11 protein-coding genes are annotated in these 15,182 nt (G+C 43.7%); 4 read left to right on the top strand and 7 right to left on the bottom strand.

Translation table 11 applies throughout. The features are described from left to right. Positions 1-113: 113 nt before the first annotated feature. The 3 genes from FDF36_RS19495 to miaB all read right to left on the bottom strand — a co-directional run bounded on the left by FDF36_RS19495 (position 114) and on the right by miaB (position 5,193). Positions 114-2,228, bottom strand: coding sequence for a glycoside hydrolase family 2 protein (locus FDF36_RS19495; RefSeq protein ID WP_220392462.1), 2,115 nt, complete (start codon positions 2,226-2,228; stop codon positions 114-116). A gap of 54 nt (positions 2,229-2,282) precedes the next feature. Continuing rightward, complete coding sequence (locus FDF36_RS19490; protein ID WP_220392461.1) at positions 2,283-3,701, bottom strand: alpha-L-fucosidase; 1,419 nt, start codon at positions 3,699-3,701, stop codon at positions 2,283-2,285. A 118-nt stretch (positions 3,702-3,819) separates the two neighbouring features. Continuing rightward, positions 3,820-5,193, bottom strand: a complete 1,374-nt coding sequence (miaB, locus tag FDF36_RS19485; RefSeq protein ID WP_220392460.1) for a tRNA (N6-isopentenyl adenosine(37)-C2)-methylthiotransferase MiaB — start codon at positions 5,191-5,193, stop codon at positions 3,820-3,822. Positions 5,194-5,523: 330 nt separating this feature from the next. Between miaB and FDF36_RS19480 the strand changes: the two genes are divergently transcribed. After that, on the top strand, positions 5,524-5,853 hold the full coding sequence (locus tag FDF36_RS19480; protein ID WP_220392459.1) for a hypothetical protein: 330 nt from the start codon (positions 5,524-5,526) through the stop codon (positions 5,851-5,853). A 36-nt stretch (positions 5,854-5,889) separates the two neighbouring features. Continuing rightward, complete coding sequence (locus FDF36_RS19475) at positions 5,890-7,389, top strand: butyryl-CoA:acetate CoA transferase (RefSeq protein ID WP_220392458.1); 1,500 nt, start codon at positions 5,890-5,892, stop codon at positions 7,387-7,389. A 49-nt stretch (positions 7,390-7,438) separates the two neighbouring features. Here the strand turns inward: FDF36_RS19475 and dacB are convergent, their stop codons facing one another. From dacB to FDF36_RS19460, 3 genes are all read right to left on the bottom strand, one after another. Beyond that, positions 7,439-8,848, bottom strand: coding sequence for a D-alanyl-D-alanine carboxypeptidase/D-alanyl-D-alanine endopeptidase (gene dacB, locus FDF36_RS19470; RefSeq protein WP_220392457.1), 1,410 nt, complete (start codon positions 8,846-8,848; stop codon positions 7,439-7,441). A 103-nt stretch (positions 8,849-8,951) separates the two neighbouring features. Continuing rightward, on the bottom strand, positions 8,952-10,295 hold the full coding sequence (gene lpdA, locus FDF36_RS19465; RefSeq protein ID WP_220392456.1) for a dihydrolipoyl dehydrogenase: 1,344 nt from the start codon (positions 10,293-10,295) through the stop codon (positions 8,952-8,954). Positions 10,296-10,301: 6 nt separating this feature from the next. After that, entirely contained in the window at positions 10,302-10,700 is a 399-nt protein-coding gene (locus tag FDF36_RS19460) for a PH domain-containing protein (protein ID WP_220392455.1), read from the bottom strand. Positions 10,701-10,807: 107 nt separating this feature from the next. Between FDF36_RS19460 and nadB the strand changes: the two genes are divergently transcribed. Continuing rightward, positions 10,808-12,379: an L-aspartate oxidase gene (gene nadB, locus FDF36_RS19455; protein WP_220392454.1), complete on the top strand. Its 1,572-nt coding sequence runs from the start codon at positions 10,808-10,810 to the stop codon at positions 12,377-12,379. A gap of 88 nt (positions 12,380-12,467) precedes the next feature. Here nadB and rbr read toward each other — a convergent pair whose 3' ends face one another. Then, positions 12,468-13,046 carry a rubrerythrin gene (gene rbr, locus FDF36_RS19450; RefSeq protein WP_005783570.1) on the bottom strand — a complete coding sequence of 193 codons (579 nt, stop codon included), beginning with the start codon at positions 13,044-13,046 and terminating at the stop codon, positions 12,468-12,470. 262 nt (positions 13,047-13,308) lie between these two features. Here rbr and FDF36_RS19445 point away from each other — a divergent pair, with 262 nt between their 5' ends. Then, positions 13,309-14,988, top strand: coding sequence for a SulP family inorganic anion transporter (locus tag FDF36_RS19445; protein ID WP_220392453.1), 1,680 nt, complete (start codon positions 13,309-13,311; stop codon positions 14,986-14,988). The last annotated feature ends 194 nt before the right edge of the window (positions 14,989-15,182 follow it).

The following is a 15,182-nucleotide window of genomic DNA, read 5'->3' as shown; positions in this document are numbered from 1 at the left end:
CGATCTTCCACCGCGATATAGACATGATAGACAGCCGTTTATCTCTATAAGGGTGGAAGATGGAAGATGAAAATGCATTTTTCGTAGGAAAGGATGATTTTTGAAATCTACTATCAGAAACCCGAATGTTCATCCTTATTTTCGTATGAATCGATCTCCCGGTTTTTCTCACCGGAATAGTTCCATTCAATCTCGTCAACATATTCCTTCCCTCTGACTGAAACTACGGCTTTGAGCATATTCTTCCCGTCGGCAAGCGACACATTGTCAAACACATAGTGCACATCGGTATATCCATTGCGGATGCCGCTCAGCTCTTGCCCATTCAGATATACTTTAGGAGTTCCTATGTTGGAATAGACGGTAACGGCAGTTGTCCGCTTCTCACGGTCGGCATTACGGCGTTGCGTGAGATAGAGAACAGGCTCTTCGCTCCAGTTGGCTTTGTACCAGAAATAAGAATCTTTCTTTATTTTACGGTCAAAGGTAATCAGCCCTTTCATATTACGTGCCGGAACACCACCACGTGTCCACATCGGTACGGCAAAATCGAACATATTCCAAAGATAAGAAGCGATGATATAGGGATGGTCTTTGATGACACTCCACTGATATTCGTGTGTCTTAGTCTGGAACGTTTCCGGATAGAATGGCTTGCCCCAATTCAGAGCATCACCCAGATATTCGGTCTGATGAGCCAGGTTGGCATCGGCACCATATTCGGTCAACATCAGCTTCTGATAAGGGTACTCCTTTTCGAGTTGCTCCACCCAAGGCTTGATGTCCTGTATCTTTTTCTCGTACCAGCCGAAATAACGGTTCATACCCTGTATATCCGCATTCAGGTTGACCGGATGATTCATGTGTCCATATCCGTTGACCGAAACAGTGTAACGGTCCGGATCTTCTGTCTTGGCAAGATCATGGAGAGACCGGGTCAATGCAGCCGTATATTCATGTGGCTGATACACTTCGTTGTGAAGCCCCCACACATAGATGGAAGGGTGATTAAAACTCTGGCGGATCAACTCGCGAAGCTGGCTTTGCGCATTCTCGGTTTCGTATCCGGTCACCCGGTTTACACAAGGTATTTCGGCCCAGAGAATCAGTCCCAATGTATCACAGCGCGAATAAAGGTAGTCTGATTGCTGGTAGTGGGCAAAACGGACGGTAGTGGCTCCTACATCCATAATGGCGGCCAAATCGAAATCGTGATGTTCGTTTTTAAGGGCGCTCCCCAATCCCCACCAATCCTGATGACGGGTTACACCATACATCGGATACTTCTCACCGTTCAGGAAAAAACCTTTTCCGGCTACTATCTCGTACTTACGCACACCGAGAGGCTGCACCACTTCATCAATCACTTTCCCACCTGCCATCAGCCTGCAGACAACTTTATAAAGATACGGATCTTTACGTCCCTGCCAGAGATGTGGGTTCTTCAGTTTAAAAGTGGACAAATAAGTTTGTGTCCCTTGCGGACTCAAATCAAACGACCGGCTGTGTGTGCCGACTTTCCGGCCCTCCTGCGTATAAATGGTATTTTCGAGTGTCACAGCAGCAGGTTGAAGTCCGGCATTATCCAATTTCACTTTTACGGTGATATCGGCCGATTTCCTTGATACATCCTTTTGGGTGATGTAGACACCCGGCGAGGCACAATCGGTAACCGTTATATTATTCTGTTCGGTTACAATCAGCCATACGGGACGGTAAATACCGCCGTAGACACCGAAAAGATTCTGATTGACCGGAATTACATCGGGGCGGGCTTTATTGTCAGCTTTAACAACGATTTCATTCTCGGCACCGAGTTTGAGCGCTGTACCTATTTCGCATGCAAAGGCAGAATAACCACCTTTGTGCGTACCTGTCAGTTTCCCGTTGACGTACACTTCGGCACAGGCTCCTACCCCTTCGAAACGCAAAAAAACACGCTTACCCTCCAGGTCGTGGGGAAAGAACTGTGTTTTGCGGTAGTAGCCTGCCCCTTCGTAGAAAGAGCCCGACTGTACCTGCATATCCATGGCATTCCAGGTATGTGGAATTTCGACCGTTTCCCACTTTCCATCCCATTGGGAGGCGGCCCGCATCGGATCTGTAGCAAAAGGACCTTTCTTAAATTGCCAACCGGTATTGAAAGCCGTGACCTGACGTGCCATCAGAGGAATGACACCACTGCACAAGTATAAGCACACGATGATTAAATAAGATAGTTTTCTCATGATATTTTGTTTTAATGGTTCGTTAAAGCAAGTGCATAGCGTGACGGGATGCCGTTACGTCAATGCGTCCCGATATCCGTCTGCTGCTCCGGAGGCCTCCTTAACCTGTAGTTTGATTATAAACGGTTCGTCCGGATCTTGCAAAGGCATGGCCACATTATATTCGTTCCGGGCAGTCTCAGTTACCTTTACTGCCTGTCCGTCCGGCAAAACGGCTCTTTCTATTTCGGTACCTTTGGGAACCTTTACTTTAAGAAGTCCCGAATAGGGACGATTAAATACAACCATGTATACCTCTTGCCCCTTACGGGTATAGTATCCCCAGTCCTGCTTATCCCATCCGGCATAGTCGCATCCATATATACATTCACCATACTTCTTCATCCAGCATCCCAATGCCATCGCCAACTCTTTCTCTTCCGAACGGAAGTCTCCATCGGGCTGAGGACCGAAATTCACTACCATATTTCCTCCCATCGACACCGCATGCACAATGCGGTCGATCACCTCTATCGGGGTTTTAACATAGCTCAACGACCAATCCTTGTGATATCCCCACTGATTTTCGGGAACAGTCATACAAGCTTCCCAGTCCCATTTAGTCACCCGCAGGTCTTTCACCGGATCGGGAAGACGGCGTTCATACCCCGACTCATAATCTCCCATAAGACGACCATTGCTGTCAAAGTGCCTCTTACCGTAATCATCGGCACGAAGCCGGCTGTTAATGGTAACTCCCGGAACAAGCTCTTTCAGCATTTGTTCGGCATGAGCCGTCCACCAACCGTTCTTTTTAATACTTGTATCCCAGGTTCCGTCAAACCAAAAGTCCTTAACCGTCGGATAGCGGATAGCTAATTCTTTTAACTGATTATCGGTAAAAGTCAGAAAACGGCTGAAAGCAACACTGTCTTCTTTCGATGAAATCTCATAACGATAATCGGGATGACTCCAATCCATCACCGAGAAGTAGAAATGTACGTCGATACCTTCATCATTGTAAGCTTTCACCAATTCACCTAAGATATCTTTTCTATAAGGCGTCTGCGCTACGGTATACTGACTGTATTGACTGGGCCAGAGACAGAAACCTTCATGATGTTTTGTCGTAATCTTAACGTATTTCACTCCCATCTCTTTGGCCATCCGGGCCCATTGTCTGGCATCGAACTTAACAGGATTCCATTGTTTCATCAGTTCCAGCCAATCGGCAGCAGGGACTTTGGCCCATGATTTCAGCCATTCGGCAGCCCCATGATATACTTTACCTTTCCATTCGCCACCGGGAATGGCATACAGTCCCCAATGAATAAATTCTCCGAGACGATTGTCGCGAAACCGCTTCATAGCATCATCCTGACGTTTGCCAATGTTGGTAGCTCCATATTTTAAAGGTATCTCCCTGGAAGACTGTTGAGCATAAACATGAACTGAAATACAAAATGCAAATAAAATAAATAATTTGTTCTTCATAGTGTTCTATTTTCTAAGGTACGCACAAAGATAAAACAATGTAACCATATAACAAACAAGGTGCAGTCATACCTTCCGGATGACTACACCTTTTTTATCTTATATACAAAAACCCGGATTAGCCGAAGACTTCTTCACCTTTCAATGTGGCAGAACTGGCTTCTGTGATTCTCACATTCACGAAATCACCTATCCGGTGAGTTCCGCGGTCGAATACCACTACCCTATTCTGTTCGGTCCGGCCGAACAGCTGCTCGCGTGAACGCTTCGAAACACCTTCAACCAACACTTCGTACGTTTTACCGATGCAACGATTATTGGATTCGGCCGACAAGCGATTCTGCAAAGCAATGATTTCATTCAGCCGACGGACTTTTATCTCTTCGGGAACATTGTCCTCCAGATGCTTGGAAGCATAAGTGCCGGGACGCTCCGAATATTTAAACATAAATGCTGCATCATAACCGCAAACTTCCATCAGCGAAAGTGATTCCTGATGGTCTTCTTCTGTTTCGGAATGGAAACCGGAAAATATATCGGTAGTAAGTCCGCAATCGGGTACAATACGTTTGATAGCCGCCACCCGGTCCAGATACCATTCCCGCGTATATTTGCGATTCATCAATTTCAGGATACGCGAACTTCCGCTTTGTACGGGAAGGTGAATGTGTTTGCATACGTTAGGAACCTGTGCAATCACCTCCAAGGTTTCATCACTCATATCTTTGGGGTGCGAAGTGGTGAAACGGACACGTATTCCCGGTGCAGCCTCAGCCACCAGGCGAAGTAACATTGGGAAAGTAACTACTTCTCCCCCCTCCTTCTCGAAACGATAAGAGTTTACATTCTGCCCCAGCAGAGTGATCTCTTTGTAACCTTTTGATACCAAATCGGCCACTTCATTCAATATACTCTCCACATCCCGGCTACGTTCACGTCCACGGGTATAAGGCACAATACAATAGGTACAAAAGTTATTGCATCCGCGCATGATTGATACAAATCCGGAGATATGGTTACCACAGATACGCGAAGGAATCACATCCCGGTAGGTTTCAGTAGTCGAAAGTTCTACATTCATTGCCTTCTCACCCGCCTCGACCGAAGCGATCAGTTCCGGAAGAGTCAGATAAGCATCCGGTCCTACTACAAGATCCACATGATGATGTTCTATCAGATCATCTTTTACCCGCTCGGCCATACAGCCCAATACGCCTACAATCAGATGCTTCTTCTTTTTCTTCATTGAATGGAAGAACTCCAGGCGATTCAGAATCTTCTGTTCGGCATTGTCACGGATAGAGCAGGTATTCATAAACACCGCATCAGCCTCTTCCAGCGTTTCGGCAACCGAATAACCCGCCATTTGCATCACAGAGGCGATTACTTCACTATCTGCCACATTCATTTGGCAGCCATAAGTCTCGATAAACAACTTCTTGTTGTCATCAGCAGTTGCGGATTTAAAGTCCGCTCCCGTCAATTCGTTCATAAATTCAGAATTTAAATTTGTGCCCGCAAAGATACTGCTTCATCCTCAAAAAGTTGTAAAATGAAACTAAAATAACACCTTAGCTTATCAATTTAGAGTCAAAAGAATAATTTATGTTAATAGAACAAACATTTTTGGCGTAAGGATTTGGCACTATTAATTTTATTTCACACATTTGTGCAATGAAAGAAACATTAGATTTTTTCATAGTTAAGGTTTAGGTTAAAAAAATTAAGGGGAGCTGTGAAGCTGCCCTTTTTTCATGCCAAAATATTGGTATCAATCAGATTAAATGTATAACTTTGGCGGACTGTAGAAAATAAAAGTACTATGGATGATATTGTAAAAGTCCTCGTCATTATGGCTGCTTTCGCATTACCTCTTATCAGACAGATCAAAAAGAACAAAACAGAAAGATCTGCCCAAAAGCCTTTCATACCCATTCCGGATACTGAAGAACCGGAAGTTCTGAAAGTCACGCGAAAATACCAACCATTACATCCCCAACCCACTTCTCAGAAAGTGGAAGTAAAAAACAATAGAAAAGTTTCTCAAAAGACAGAAACGACTCCGACCAACGACCCGGAATTTACCATTCATTCGGCCGAAGACACCCGAAAAGCCATTATCTGGTCCGAGATCTTAAATAGAAAATATTGAAATAATTATTCCTAACACGAAAATAATACTATAATTATGGCATTCAAATCCATTTCTGCAGCAGAAGCTGCCAGCCTTGTCAAACATGGCTACAACATCGGCCTCAGCGGTTTCACACCCGCAGGAACGGCCAAAGCGGTTACTTCCGAAATAGCAAAAATAGCGGAAGCGGAACACGCAAAAGGGAATCCTTTCCAAATCGGCATCTTTACCGGAGCCTCTACCGGCGATTCATGTGACGGTATATTATCACGTGTAAAAGCCATCCGCTATCGTGCCCCTTACACCACCAACCCCGATTTCCGCAAAGCTGTGAACAACGGTGAGATTGCCTATAATGACATTCACCTTTCACAAATGGCACAAGAGGTACGCTATGGATTCATGGGAAAAGTGAATGTAGCCATTATCGAAGCCTGCGAAGTAACTCCGGATGGAAAAATTTACCTGACGGCTGCCGGCGGAATTGCTCCGACTGTCTGTCGTCTGGCCGATCAGATCATTGTCGAGCTGAACAGTGCACACAGCAAAAACATGATGGGAATGCATGACGTATACGAACCGCTCGATCCGCCTTATCGCCGTGAAATTCCGATCTATAAACCGAGTGACCGCATCGGACAACCCTATATACAGGTCGACCCGAAAAAGATCGTAGGTATAGTAGAAACAAACTGGCCCGATGAAGCTCGCTCGTTTGCAGATGCCGATCCTATTACCGATAAAATCGGTCAGAACGTAGCCGACTTCCTGGCTGCCGATATGAAGCGCGGCATTATTCCTTCTACCTTCCTTCCGTTACAATCGGGAGTAGGCAACATTGCAAATGCTGTTTTGGGTGCATTGGGACGTGACAAAACAATCCCTGCTTTCGAAATGTATACAGAAGTTATCCAAAACTCTGTGATCGGTTTGATTCGCGAAGGACGTGTAAAGTTCGGTAGTGCCTGTTCATTGACCGTAACCAACGATTGCCTGCAGGGCATTTATGACGATATGGACTTTTTCCGTGACAAGCTGATTCTCCGCCCGTCAGAGATCTCTAACAGCCCCGAAGTAGTTCGACGTTTAGGCATCATCTCTATCAATACAGCCATCGAAGCGGATATCTATGGCAATGTAAACTCTACCCACATCGGCGGAACCAAGATGATGAACGGTATCGGCGGTTCGGGAGACTTTACACGCAATGCTTATATCTCCATCTTTACCTGTCCGTCAGTGGCCAAGGAAGGTAAGATCAGCTCTATCGTTCCGATGGTTTCTCATATGGATCATAGCGAGCACTCCGTCAACATTATTATTACCGAACAAGGAGTAGCCGATTTACGCGGTAAGAGCCCGAAAGAAAGAGCGCAAGCAATCATTGAGAATTGCGCACACCCGGATTACAAACAGATTCTATGGGATTACCTGAAGCTGGCAGGTAATAGGTCACAGACTCCTCATGCCATTCAAGCCGCTTTGGGAATGCACGCCGAACTGGCTAAAAGCGGAAACATGAAAAATGTGAACTGGGCAGAATATGAACGATAAACGGGGAACGATGAACCGACTGCGGAAATCACAGTCGGTTCATCGTTCGTCATTTATGGTTTGCCAGTATCTCGCATACCTTATTTTGAAAATGCCTTGCTTTGGCGGCTGAAAGTACATTCTGGTTCATTATGGCAAATGCCACCAGGTGTCCATTGGCCATCTTAAGATAGCCGGCTAATGTATTAATAGCAGTATAAGAACCGGTCTTGGCATGTACATTCTTAAACGCCGCCCCTTGTTTCATACGATTTTTTAGTGTTCCATCGATGCCTGCAACCGGAAGAGCCTTATATAATTTCCGGAAAATATCTGTCCGCGAGTAAGCAAACTTCAAAAAATCAACCAGCAGGGCGGGAGAGAGGTAGTCGTAATTGGACAATCCACAACCATCAGCTATCTTATAGTTATCCGGATCATGTCCCAAATCCTGAATCAATCGATGAATTTCCTCAATTCCGTCTTTAGCCGAAACCTGCTTCTTACCTGTGGCCTGAGCACCTAAACGACAAAGTAGTGCTTCCGCATTCAAATTATCACTCTCTTTCATAATCTGGGCTATCACATCCTGAACCGGACACTCCCAACGTGCCATACAAGTAGAAAGACTGTCGGAACGAAAGCTGTCGAAAGCATAATGATCTGAAATCTCAATACCTTTATTACGTAAACGTTCGACAAAAGTATGCATGAAAAAATCCTGCGAAGAATACACATTTATATCACCTGTTTTTCTATTCTCAACATTTCCACTGACAATAAGATTATTTTTATTTTCCAGCCAACCTCTTGACACAGAGAATTTACCGGCAGAAGATGTACGTGTTTTAGTTTCATTGGTCACAGTATAATAAGACGATGACGGCTCAAAGCTTAAACGTGCCGAATCACCTTGTATTGTCCCCGGAACAGCTGTCACTTTTACGATGCCTTTATGATACATTAATGGTGATAAATAGGGCTGAAAAGAATAGGGGGTATCATCCCATGCCCAACCGCTTCCCCAATAGAGAGAATCCTTCATCGATATATCTCCGTAAATATTTCCTTTCAGCACTGAGAAAGGGAAAGTAATCACTTCCTCTACCAATGCATTCATTCCTTCATCATCAAACTCCGGATCGAACCCGCCAATCACATAGATATCTCCGCAAAGTGTATCATGCTCTATTGTACCTTTATACCACACCTCAGTACAAAAAGGTTCATCTGCATCCGGCCGGGCAAGTGCAGTAATGGTAGTTAAAAGTTTCATGGTAGATGCCGGACGCGAAAGTTTGGTATCGCGATAGGTGTAGAGTGTCTTCCGGGCAGTCAGATCATACACGGAAATACCAACCTCGGAACCTTGAGGCAACTCCTTTTTAACAAGTGAATCAATCGCTGCAAAGTTGGCCTGCCCCCAGGTGATAATCGAAAAATAAAAAGAGAATAAAATAAATAAGTTCAGTTTCTTCATAATGCTTATAAGCTACGAGTGACAAAATGCAAGTTACGGATTACGGGCAACTGCTTGCTTATCTGCATGACACTTATAACCCGTAACCTGCAATTTGCGACTCTTACAATGCTTCACGGAAAATTTCGGCAACCGTAGGATGTGGAAAAACAATCTTCTTCCACTCGGCTGCCTTCAGCTTCATTTCTACAGCCATCCCTGCCAACGTGATAATTTCAGAAGCAGGATTACCCAAAACATGTGCTCCCAGAATGGTATCGTCCTCGCCAAGCAACACCTTACATACTCCATTCACTCCTTCATTCTCGGCAACAAAACGTCCGGAATATGCCATCGGAAGCTTTACGGCACGGTAAGCAATGCCTTTTGCTGTCAGAGATTCTTCCGTTTGGCCGACACCGGCTATTTCCGGATTAGTATAAACTACTCCGGGGATAGCGGCATAACTCATCTTATCTTCTTTTCCAAGAATTGCATGTACGGCTACTTCCGCTTCACGAACAGCGGTATGTGCCAATAGGGAGAACCCGGTTAAATCACCGCAGACATACACTCCGGGTAATGAACTTTCCATTTGCCCGTTTACTACAATATTTCCGCGTTCTGTCCGTTGCAGGTTAAGGTTCTCGAGTCCAAAGCCTTTTGTCACCGGACGACGCCCTACACTCATCAATAGCTTTTCGGCAATTACACTTCCTGTCTCCCCAGCATTTTCATAAGAAACCACAGAACCTTCTTCCGTCTGTGCCAATGAAACGACTTTGGTACTTAACAGGAACTGAATGCCCCGCTTTGCATAGTCAGCACGCAACAAGGCAGAAAGCTCTTTATCCATGCCTCCCAGAATTTCATCCATCATCTCAATAACGGTCACCTTCACACCCAGACTATTGAAAAAGGACGCAAACTCCATACCGATCACTCCACCGCCCACAATGGCAAGTGAAGCCGGCAATTCCTTATTGTCTAACGCTTCACGATGTGTCCAATAGTTTACATTATCGATTCCGGAAATAGGAGGAACAAAAGTTTCGGAACCTGTACAGAGAATTAAGTTATCACATTCATAAGTTTCTTCACCACAACGGACTGTATTCTTGTCCAAAATGATTGCCTCTCCACTTATAATAGTAACATTATTGGACGTTAACTTCGATTTTACCCCTAAAACCAGTTTACGCACCACCTTCGATTTACGAGCAATAGTCTTAGGAAGATCAAAAGAGACTTCCGGAACCGTCACAGCATATTTTGACGCATGTTTAGCACCATCATAGGTTTTTGCCGAATAAAGTAATGTTTTTGTGGGTATACACCCTTCGTTCAGGCAAACGCCTCCTAAGTTTTGTTTCTCAAAAACCAACACACTCAGTCCTGATTTTCCGGCAGCCTCGGCAGCCGTATAGCCGGCAGGACCTCCACCGATAATAATAACCTGGTATCTCATAGTTCACTAAATTAAGTTTCTTGTTTTTTCAATCAGTTCTACAAATTCCTTTTCTTTCACCGGAAGCACAGAAGCATATTTTCCCTTTCCATATTCTATCAATAAGTAATTCGTTACTGCGAAACTTCCGAATTTCATGGAATGGATCTTACGGATAGAAGTAATTTCTGCAATAGGAATGGTTTTCTTACGGATAAAGCGACCATAATTGAGTATCAGAACACCGTCTGTAGTAACGGTATAGACAGTATGTATGATCTGTTCGATAATAACAATCAGGAACAACATCATCAGAGTAGCCAATATAATATTCTTACACCATAAGAAACCAAAAGCATTAACGCCCAATACAACCAGCAGGAAATATTGATACCAGACAATGCGAGCATGAAAGATACGGTTCATTTTGTCAGATTTTTGGCGGAAAGTTAGTAAATTTATGAATTAATGGCAACGAAAAGTACAACGAAAAAACTTATTTCGTAGCTTTGCGGTGATAAACACTGAAACTTATGGTTAAAAAGTTCGATTTCCTCGTAATCGGTTCTGGTATCGCCGGAATGAGTTTTGCCCTAAAAGTGGCACATAAAGGAAAAGTAGCCCTTGTTTGCAAAAGCGGGCTGGAAGAAGCAAACACTTATTTTGCCCAAGGAGGAGTGGCCTCAGTGACCAATCTGCTGGTCGACAATTTTGAGAAACATATTGAAGATACAATGATTGCCGGTGACTGGATCAGCGATCGTATCGCCGTAGAAAAAGTCGTACGTGAAGCTCCTGCGCAAATACAAGAGTTGATCAGTTGGGGGGTAAACTTCGACAAAAATGAAAAAGGGGAGTTCGATCTTCACCGGGAAGGAGGCCATTCGGAGTTTCGTATCCTGCATCATAAAGATAATACCGGCGCTGAAATTCAGGACAGCCTGATTCAAGCGGTACAACAACATCCGAATATAACGGTAATCGAAAATCATTTTGCCATCGAAATCCTGACCCAACACCATTTAGGAGTAACCGTCACTCGACAAACACCGGATATCCAGTGTTATGGAGCCTACATCCTCGATCCTAAAACAGGTAAAGTGGATACTTATCTGGCCAAAGTGACATTAATGGCAACAGGCGGGGTAGGAGCTGTTTACCAGACTACAACCAACCCGCTTGTAGCAACCGGAGATGGCATTGCCATGGTATACCGGGCAAAGGGAACCGTAAAAGATATGGAATTCGTACAATTCCACCCGACAGCGCTTTATCATCCGGGCGATCGTCCTTCTTTCCTTATCACCGAGGCAATGAGGGGATATGGCGGTGTACTTCGTACCATGGACGGGAAAGAGTTCATGCAGAAATATGATCCCCGTTTGTCTTTGGCACCGCGTGATATCGTAGCACGTGCTATCGATAATGAAATGAAAAATCGTGGAGACGACCATGTCTACCTCGACGTAACTCATAAAGATCCGGAAGAGACTAAAAAACACTTCCCCAATATATACGAGAAGTGCCTTAGCCTGGGAATCGACATTACCAAAGAATATATCCCTGTAGCACCATCGGCTCATTACCTTTGCGGAGGTATTAAAGTAGATCTGAATGGTCAATCCTCTATTGAACGGCTATATGCCGCCGGAGAATGTTCGTGTACAGGTTTACATGGTGGCAACCGGTTGGCTTCAAACTCATTGATAGAAGCAGTGGTTTATGCGGATGCCGCTGCCAGACATTGCTTATCGGTAATTGACGAATATTCTTATAACGAAGAAATTCCGGAGTGGAATGATGAAGGTACCCGCTCACCCGAAGAAATGGTACTTATTACCCAAAGCATGAAAGAAGTGAATCAAATCATGAGTACGTATGTAGGTATCGTCCGTAGCGATCTCCGGTTGAAACGTGCTTGGGATCGTCTGGATATCTTATACGAAGAGACTGAAAGCCTGTTCAAACGAAGCGTGGCATCTAAAGAAATATGTGAACTGCGTAATATGATTAATGTGGGTTACCTGATAATGCGCATGGCTATGGAGCGTAAAGAGAGCCGTGGTCTTCACTATACAATTGATTATCCACATGCCGGTAAATAGAAAAAATAATCCAGCAAGGAGATAAAAGAAAAGGTGGAGCTATTTGAGAATATAGCTCCACCTTTCTGCAAAATACAGTCTGATTCTATTAATAATTTTCTTTCTTGATTTCGAAATATGCTTGTGGATGCAGACATGCAGGACATACCTCAGGAGCTTCTTTACCCACTTCAATATAACCACAGTTACGACACTGCCATACGACTTCGCCTTCTTTAGCAAACACAGATGCAACTTCTATATTTTTTACGAAAGCAAGGTATCTTTCTTCATGCCCTTTTTCTGCAATAGAGATATTACGATACATGGCAGCAATCATTGGGAAACCTTCCTGTTCTGCAACATCTGCAAAATGCGGATAATCCAAAGACCATTCTTCGTGTTCGCCTGCTGCTGCAGCCTGCAAATTCTGAAGAGTATTACCGATAACACCTGCAGGGTAGCTTGCAGTGATTTCAACCATACCTCCTTCAAGGAACTTAAACATACGTTTTGCATGCTCTTTTTCCTGATCGGCAGTCTCTGTAAAGATAGCTGCAATCTGTTCGTAACCTTCTTTTTTAGCCACACTTGCGAAATAAGTGTAACGCATTCTTGCCTGTGATTCACCTGCAAATGATGTCAGCAAATTCTTTTCTGTCTGAGTGCCTTTAATACTTTTAGTCATAATCTGATATATTTTAGATTGGTAATTACGTTTGTCGGTTACTTGCTTTTATTAATAACGCAAATATAAGGAATTAGTTCACAAAAGCCGGAATTATATTCATTAATAATATCTATAAAAGCATAGATAAAACTGATCAAAAATAAATAAGGTGTTCAAAAACATCATATTGCCATTTATTTTATGTAATTTTGCAACCTCGACTTTGCAAAACGAAAATTATAGCGACATTTATCACATTATATATAAGTAAAAGAAGGAAATGAAAGTGTTGGATTTCAAACCAAGGTTATTCTCGACCTTGAAAAACTACTCTAAGGAAACGTTTATGTCAGATCTGATGGCAGGTATTATTGTAGGCATTGTAGCCCTGCCTCTGGCTATCGCATTCGGTATCGCATCAGGTGTATCGCCCGAAAAAGGAATTATTACAGCCATCATTGCAGGATTCATCATCTCTTTGCTCGGAGGAAGCAAAGTACAGATCGGAGGACCTACCGGAGCATTCATTGTTATCATTTATGGTATCATCCAGCAATACGGAGAAGCAGGATTGATTGTAGCTACACTAATGGCCGGCATACTCCTGATTTTATTGGGAGTTTTTAAACTGGGAGCAATCATTAAATTTATTCCTTATCCGATCATTGTAGGTTTTACCAGCGGTATAGCCGTTACTATTTTTACGACCCAGATTGCCGACATATTCGGACTGAACTTCGGTGGAGAGAAAGTACCGGGAGATTTTATCGGGAAATGGATGATTTATTTCCGCCATTTCGATACAATCAATTGGTGGAACACTATTGTGAGTATTGCCAGTATCATAATTATTGCCATTACCCCCCGGTTCTCAAAGAAAATTCCGGGTTCCCTTATTGCCATCATTGTAGTAACAATAGTAGTATATTTATTGAAAACATACGCCGGTATTGACACCATCGATACCATTGGCGACCGTTTTACAATCAAATCCGAATTACCTGACGCAACCATGCCTGCACTCAATTGGGAGGCCATCAAGGACTTGTTCCCGGTAGCTATTACCATTGCCGTTTTGGGAGCAATCGAATCGTTATTGTCAGCAACCGTAGCCGATGGTGTAACGGGCGATAAGCACGATTCGAACACCGAACTGATTGCCCAGGGAACAGCCAACCTTATTACACCGTTATTTGGCGGTATTCCTGCTACCGGAGCCATCGCCCGTACAATGACAAACATCAATAATGGCGGTAAAACACCGGTGGCCGGTATAATCCATGCTGTAGTTTTATTGCTGATCCTCCTTTTCCTGATGCCTTTGGCACAGTACATCCCAATGGCATGTCTGGCAGGAGTATTGGTTATCGTATCTTATAACATGAGCGAATGGCGCACTTTCAAGGCATTACTGAAAAATCCCAAATCGGATGTAACAGTACTGCTTATCACTTTTTTCCTCACCATCATCTTCGACCTGACTATCGCCATCGAAGTAGGCCTGGTGATTGCCTGCATCCTGTTCATGCGCCGTGTAATGGAAACGACCGAAATTTCTGTTATTAAAGATGAAATTGACCCGAATGACGAACTGGACATCGCCGTGCGCGAAGAACACCTGATAATACCTACCGGAGTGGAGGTATATGAAATTAATGGTCCGTACTTTTTCGGCATTGCAACCAAATTTGAAGAAACAATGGCACAGTTGGGCGACCGCCCCAAAGTACGTATCATACGTATGCGTAAAGTTCCATTTATCGATTCAACCGGTATTCATAACCTGACCAGCCTTTGTAAAATGTCCCAAAAAGAAAAGATCACTATCGTACTTTCGGGAGTAAACGAGAAAGTACACAATACACTTGAGAAATCCAGTTTCTATGAATTACTGGGAAAACAAAATATCTGTCCGAACATAAATGTAGCGTTGGACAGAGCCAAAGAAATTATGAATTAATAATCTGATACTATCTGCACACAACAGGCGGATGGAAGTGACTAAATGATCACTTTCATCCGCTTTCTTTATTTTTAAATCACCAATTCTATGGATTCTGCATTGTATTATACCTTTTTATAGGTATTGTACACACTTTTATGTACACGTACCTTTGCGGCTCACTAAATTTTAATATTAATTTAATGCTGTTG

This window comes from Bacteroides fragilis (assembly GCF_019583405.1).
Taxonomy (GTDB): domain Bacteria; phylum Bacteroidota; class Bacteroidia; order Bacteroidales; family Bacteroidaceae; genus Bacteroides; species Bacteroides fragilis_B.
The sequence above is the reverse complement of the archived record's forward strand: the minus strand, read 5'-3'. Positions and strand labels throughout refer to the sequence as shown.

Coding starts and splice junctions, on each gene's coding strand:
- FDF36_RS19490 (WP_220392461.1), bottom strand. CDS start 3,701: ATGAAGAACAAATTATTTATTTTATTTGCATTTTGTATTTCAGTTCAT.
- FDF36_RS19460 (WP_220392455.1), bottom strand. CDS start 10,700: ATGAACCGTATCTTTCATGCTCGCATTGTCTGGTATCAATATTTCCTG.
- miaB (WP_220392460.1), bottom strand. CDS start 5,193: ATGAACGAATTGACGGGAGCGGACTTTAAATCCGCAACTGCTGATGAC.
- FDF36_RS19475 (WP_220392458.1), top strand. CDS start 5,890: ATGGCATTCAAATCCATTTCTGCAGCAGAAGCTGCCAGCCTTGTCAAA.
- nadB (WP_220392454.1), top strand. CDS start 10,808: ATGGTTAAAAAGTTCGATTTCCTCGTAATCGGTTCTGGTATCGCCGGA.
- dacB (WP_220392457.1), bottom strand. CDS start 8,848: ATGAAGAAACTGAACTTATTTATTTTATTCTCTTTTTATTTTTCGATT.
- FDF36_RS19480 (WP_220392459.1), top strand. CDS start 5,524: ATGGATGATATTGTAAAAGTCCTCGTCATTATGGCTGCTTTCGCATTA.
- FDF36_RS19495 (WP_220392462.1), bottom strand. CDS start 2,228: ATGAGAAAACTATCTTATTTAATCATCGTGTGCTTATACTTGTGCAGT.
- rbr (WP_005783570.1), bottom strand. CDS start 13,046: ATGACTAAAAGTATTAAAGGCACTCAGACAGAAAAGAATTTGCTGACA.
- lpdA (WP_220392456.1), bottom strand. CDS start 10,295: ATGAGATACCAGGTTATTATTATCGGTGGAGGTCCTGCCGGCTATACG.
- FDF36_RS19445 (WP_220392453.1), top strand. CDS start 13,309: ATGAAAGTGTTGGATTTCAAACCAAGGTTATTCTCGACCTTGAAAAAC.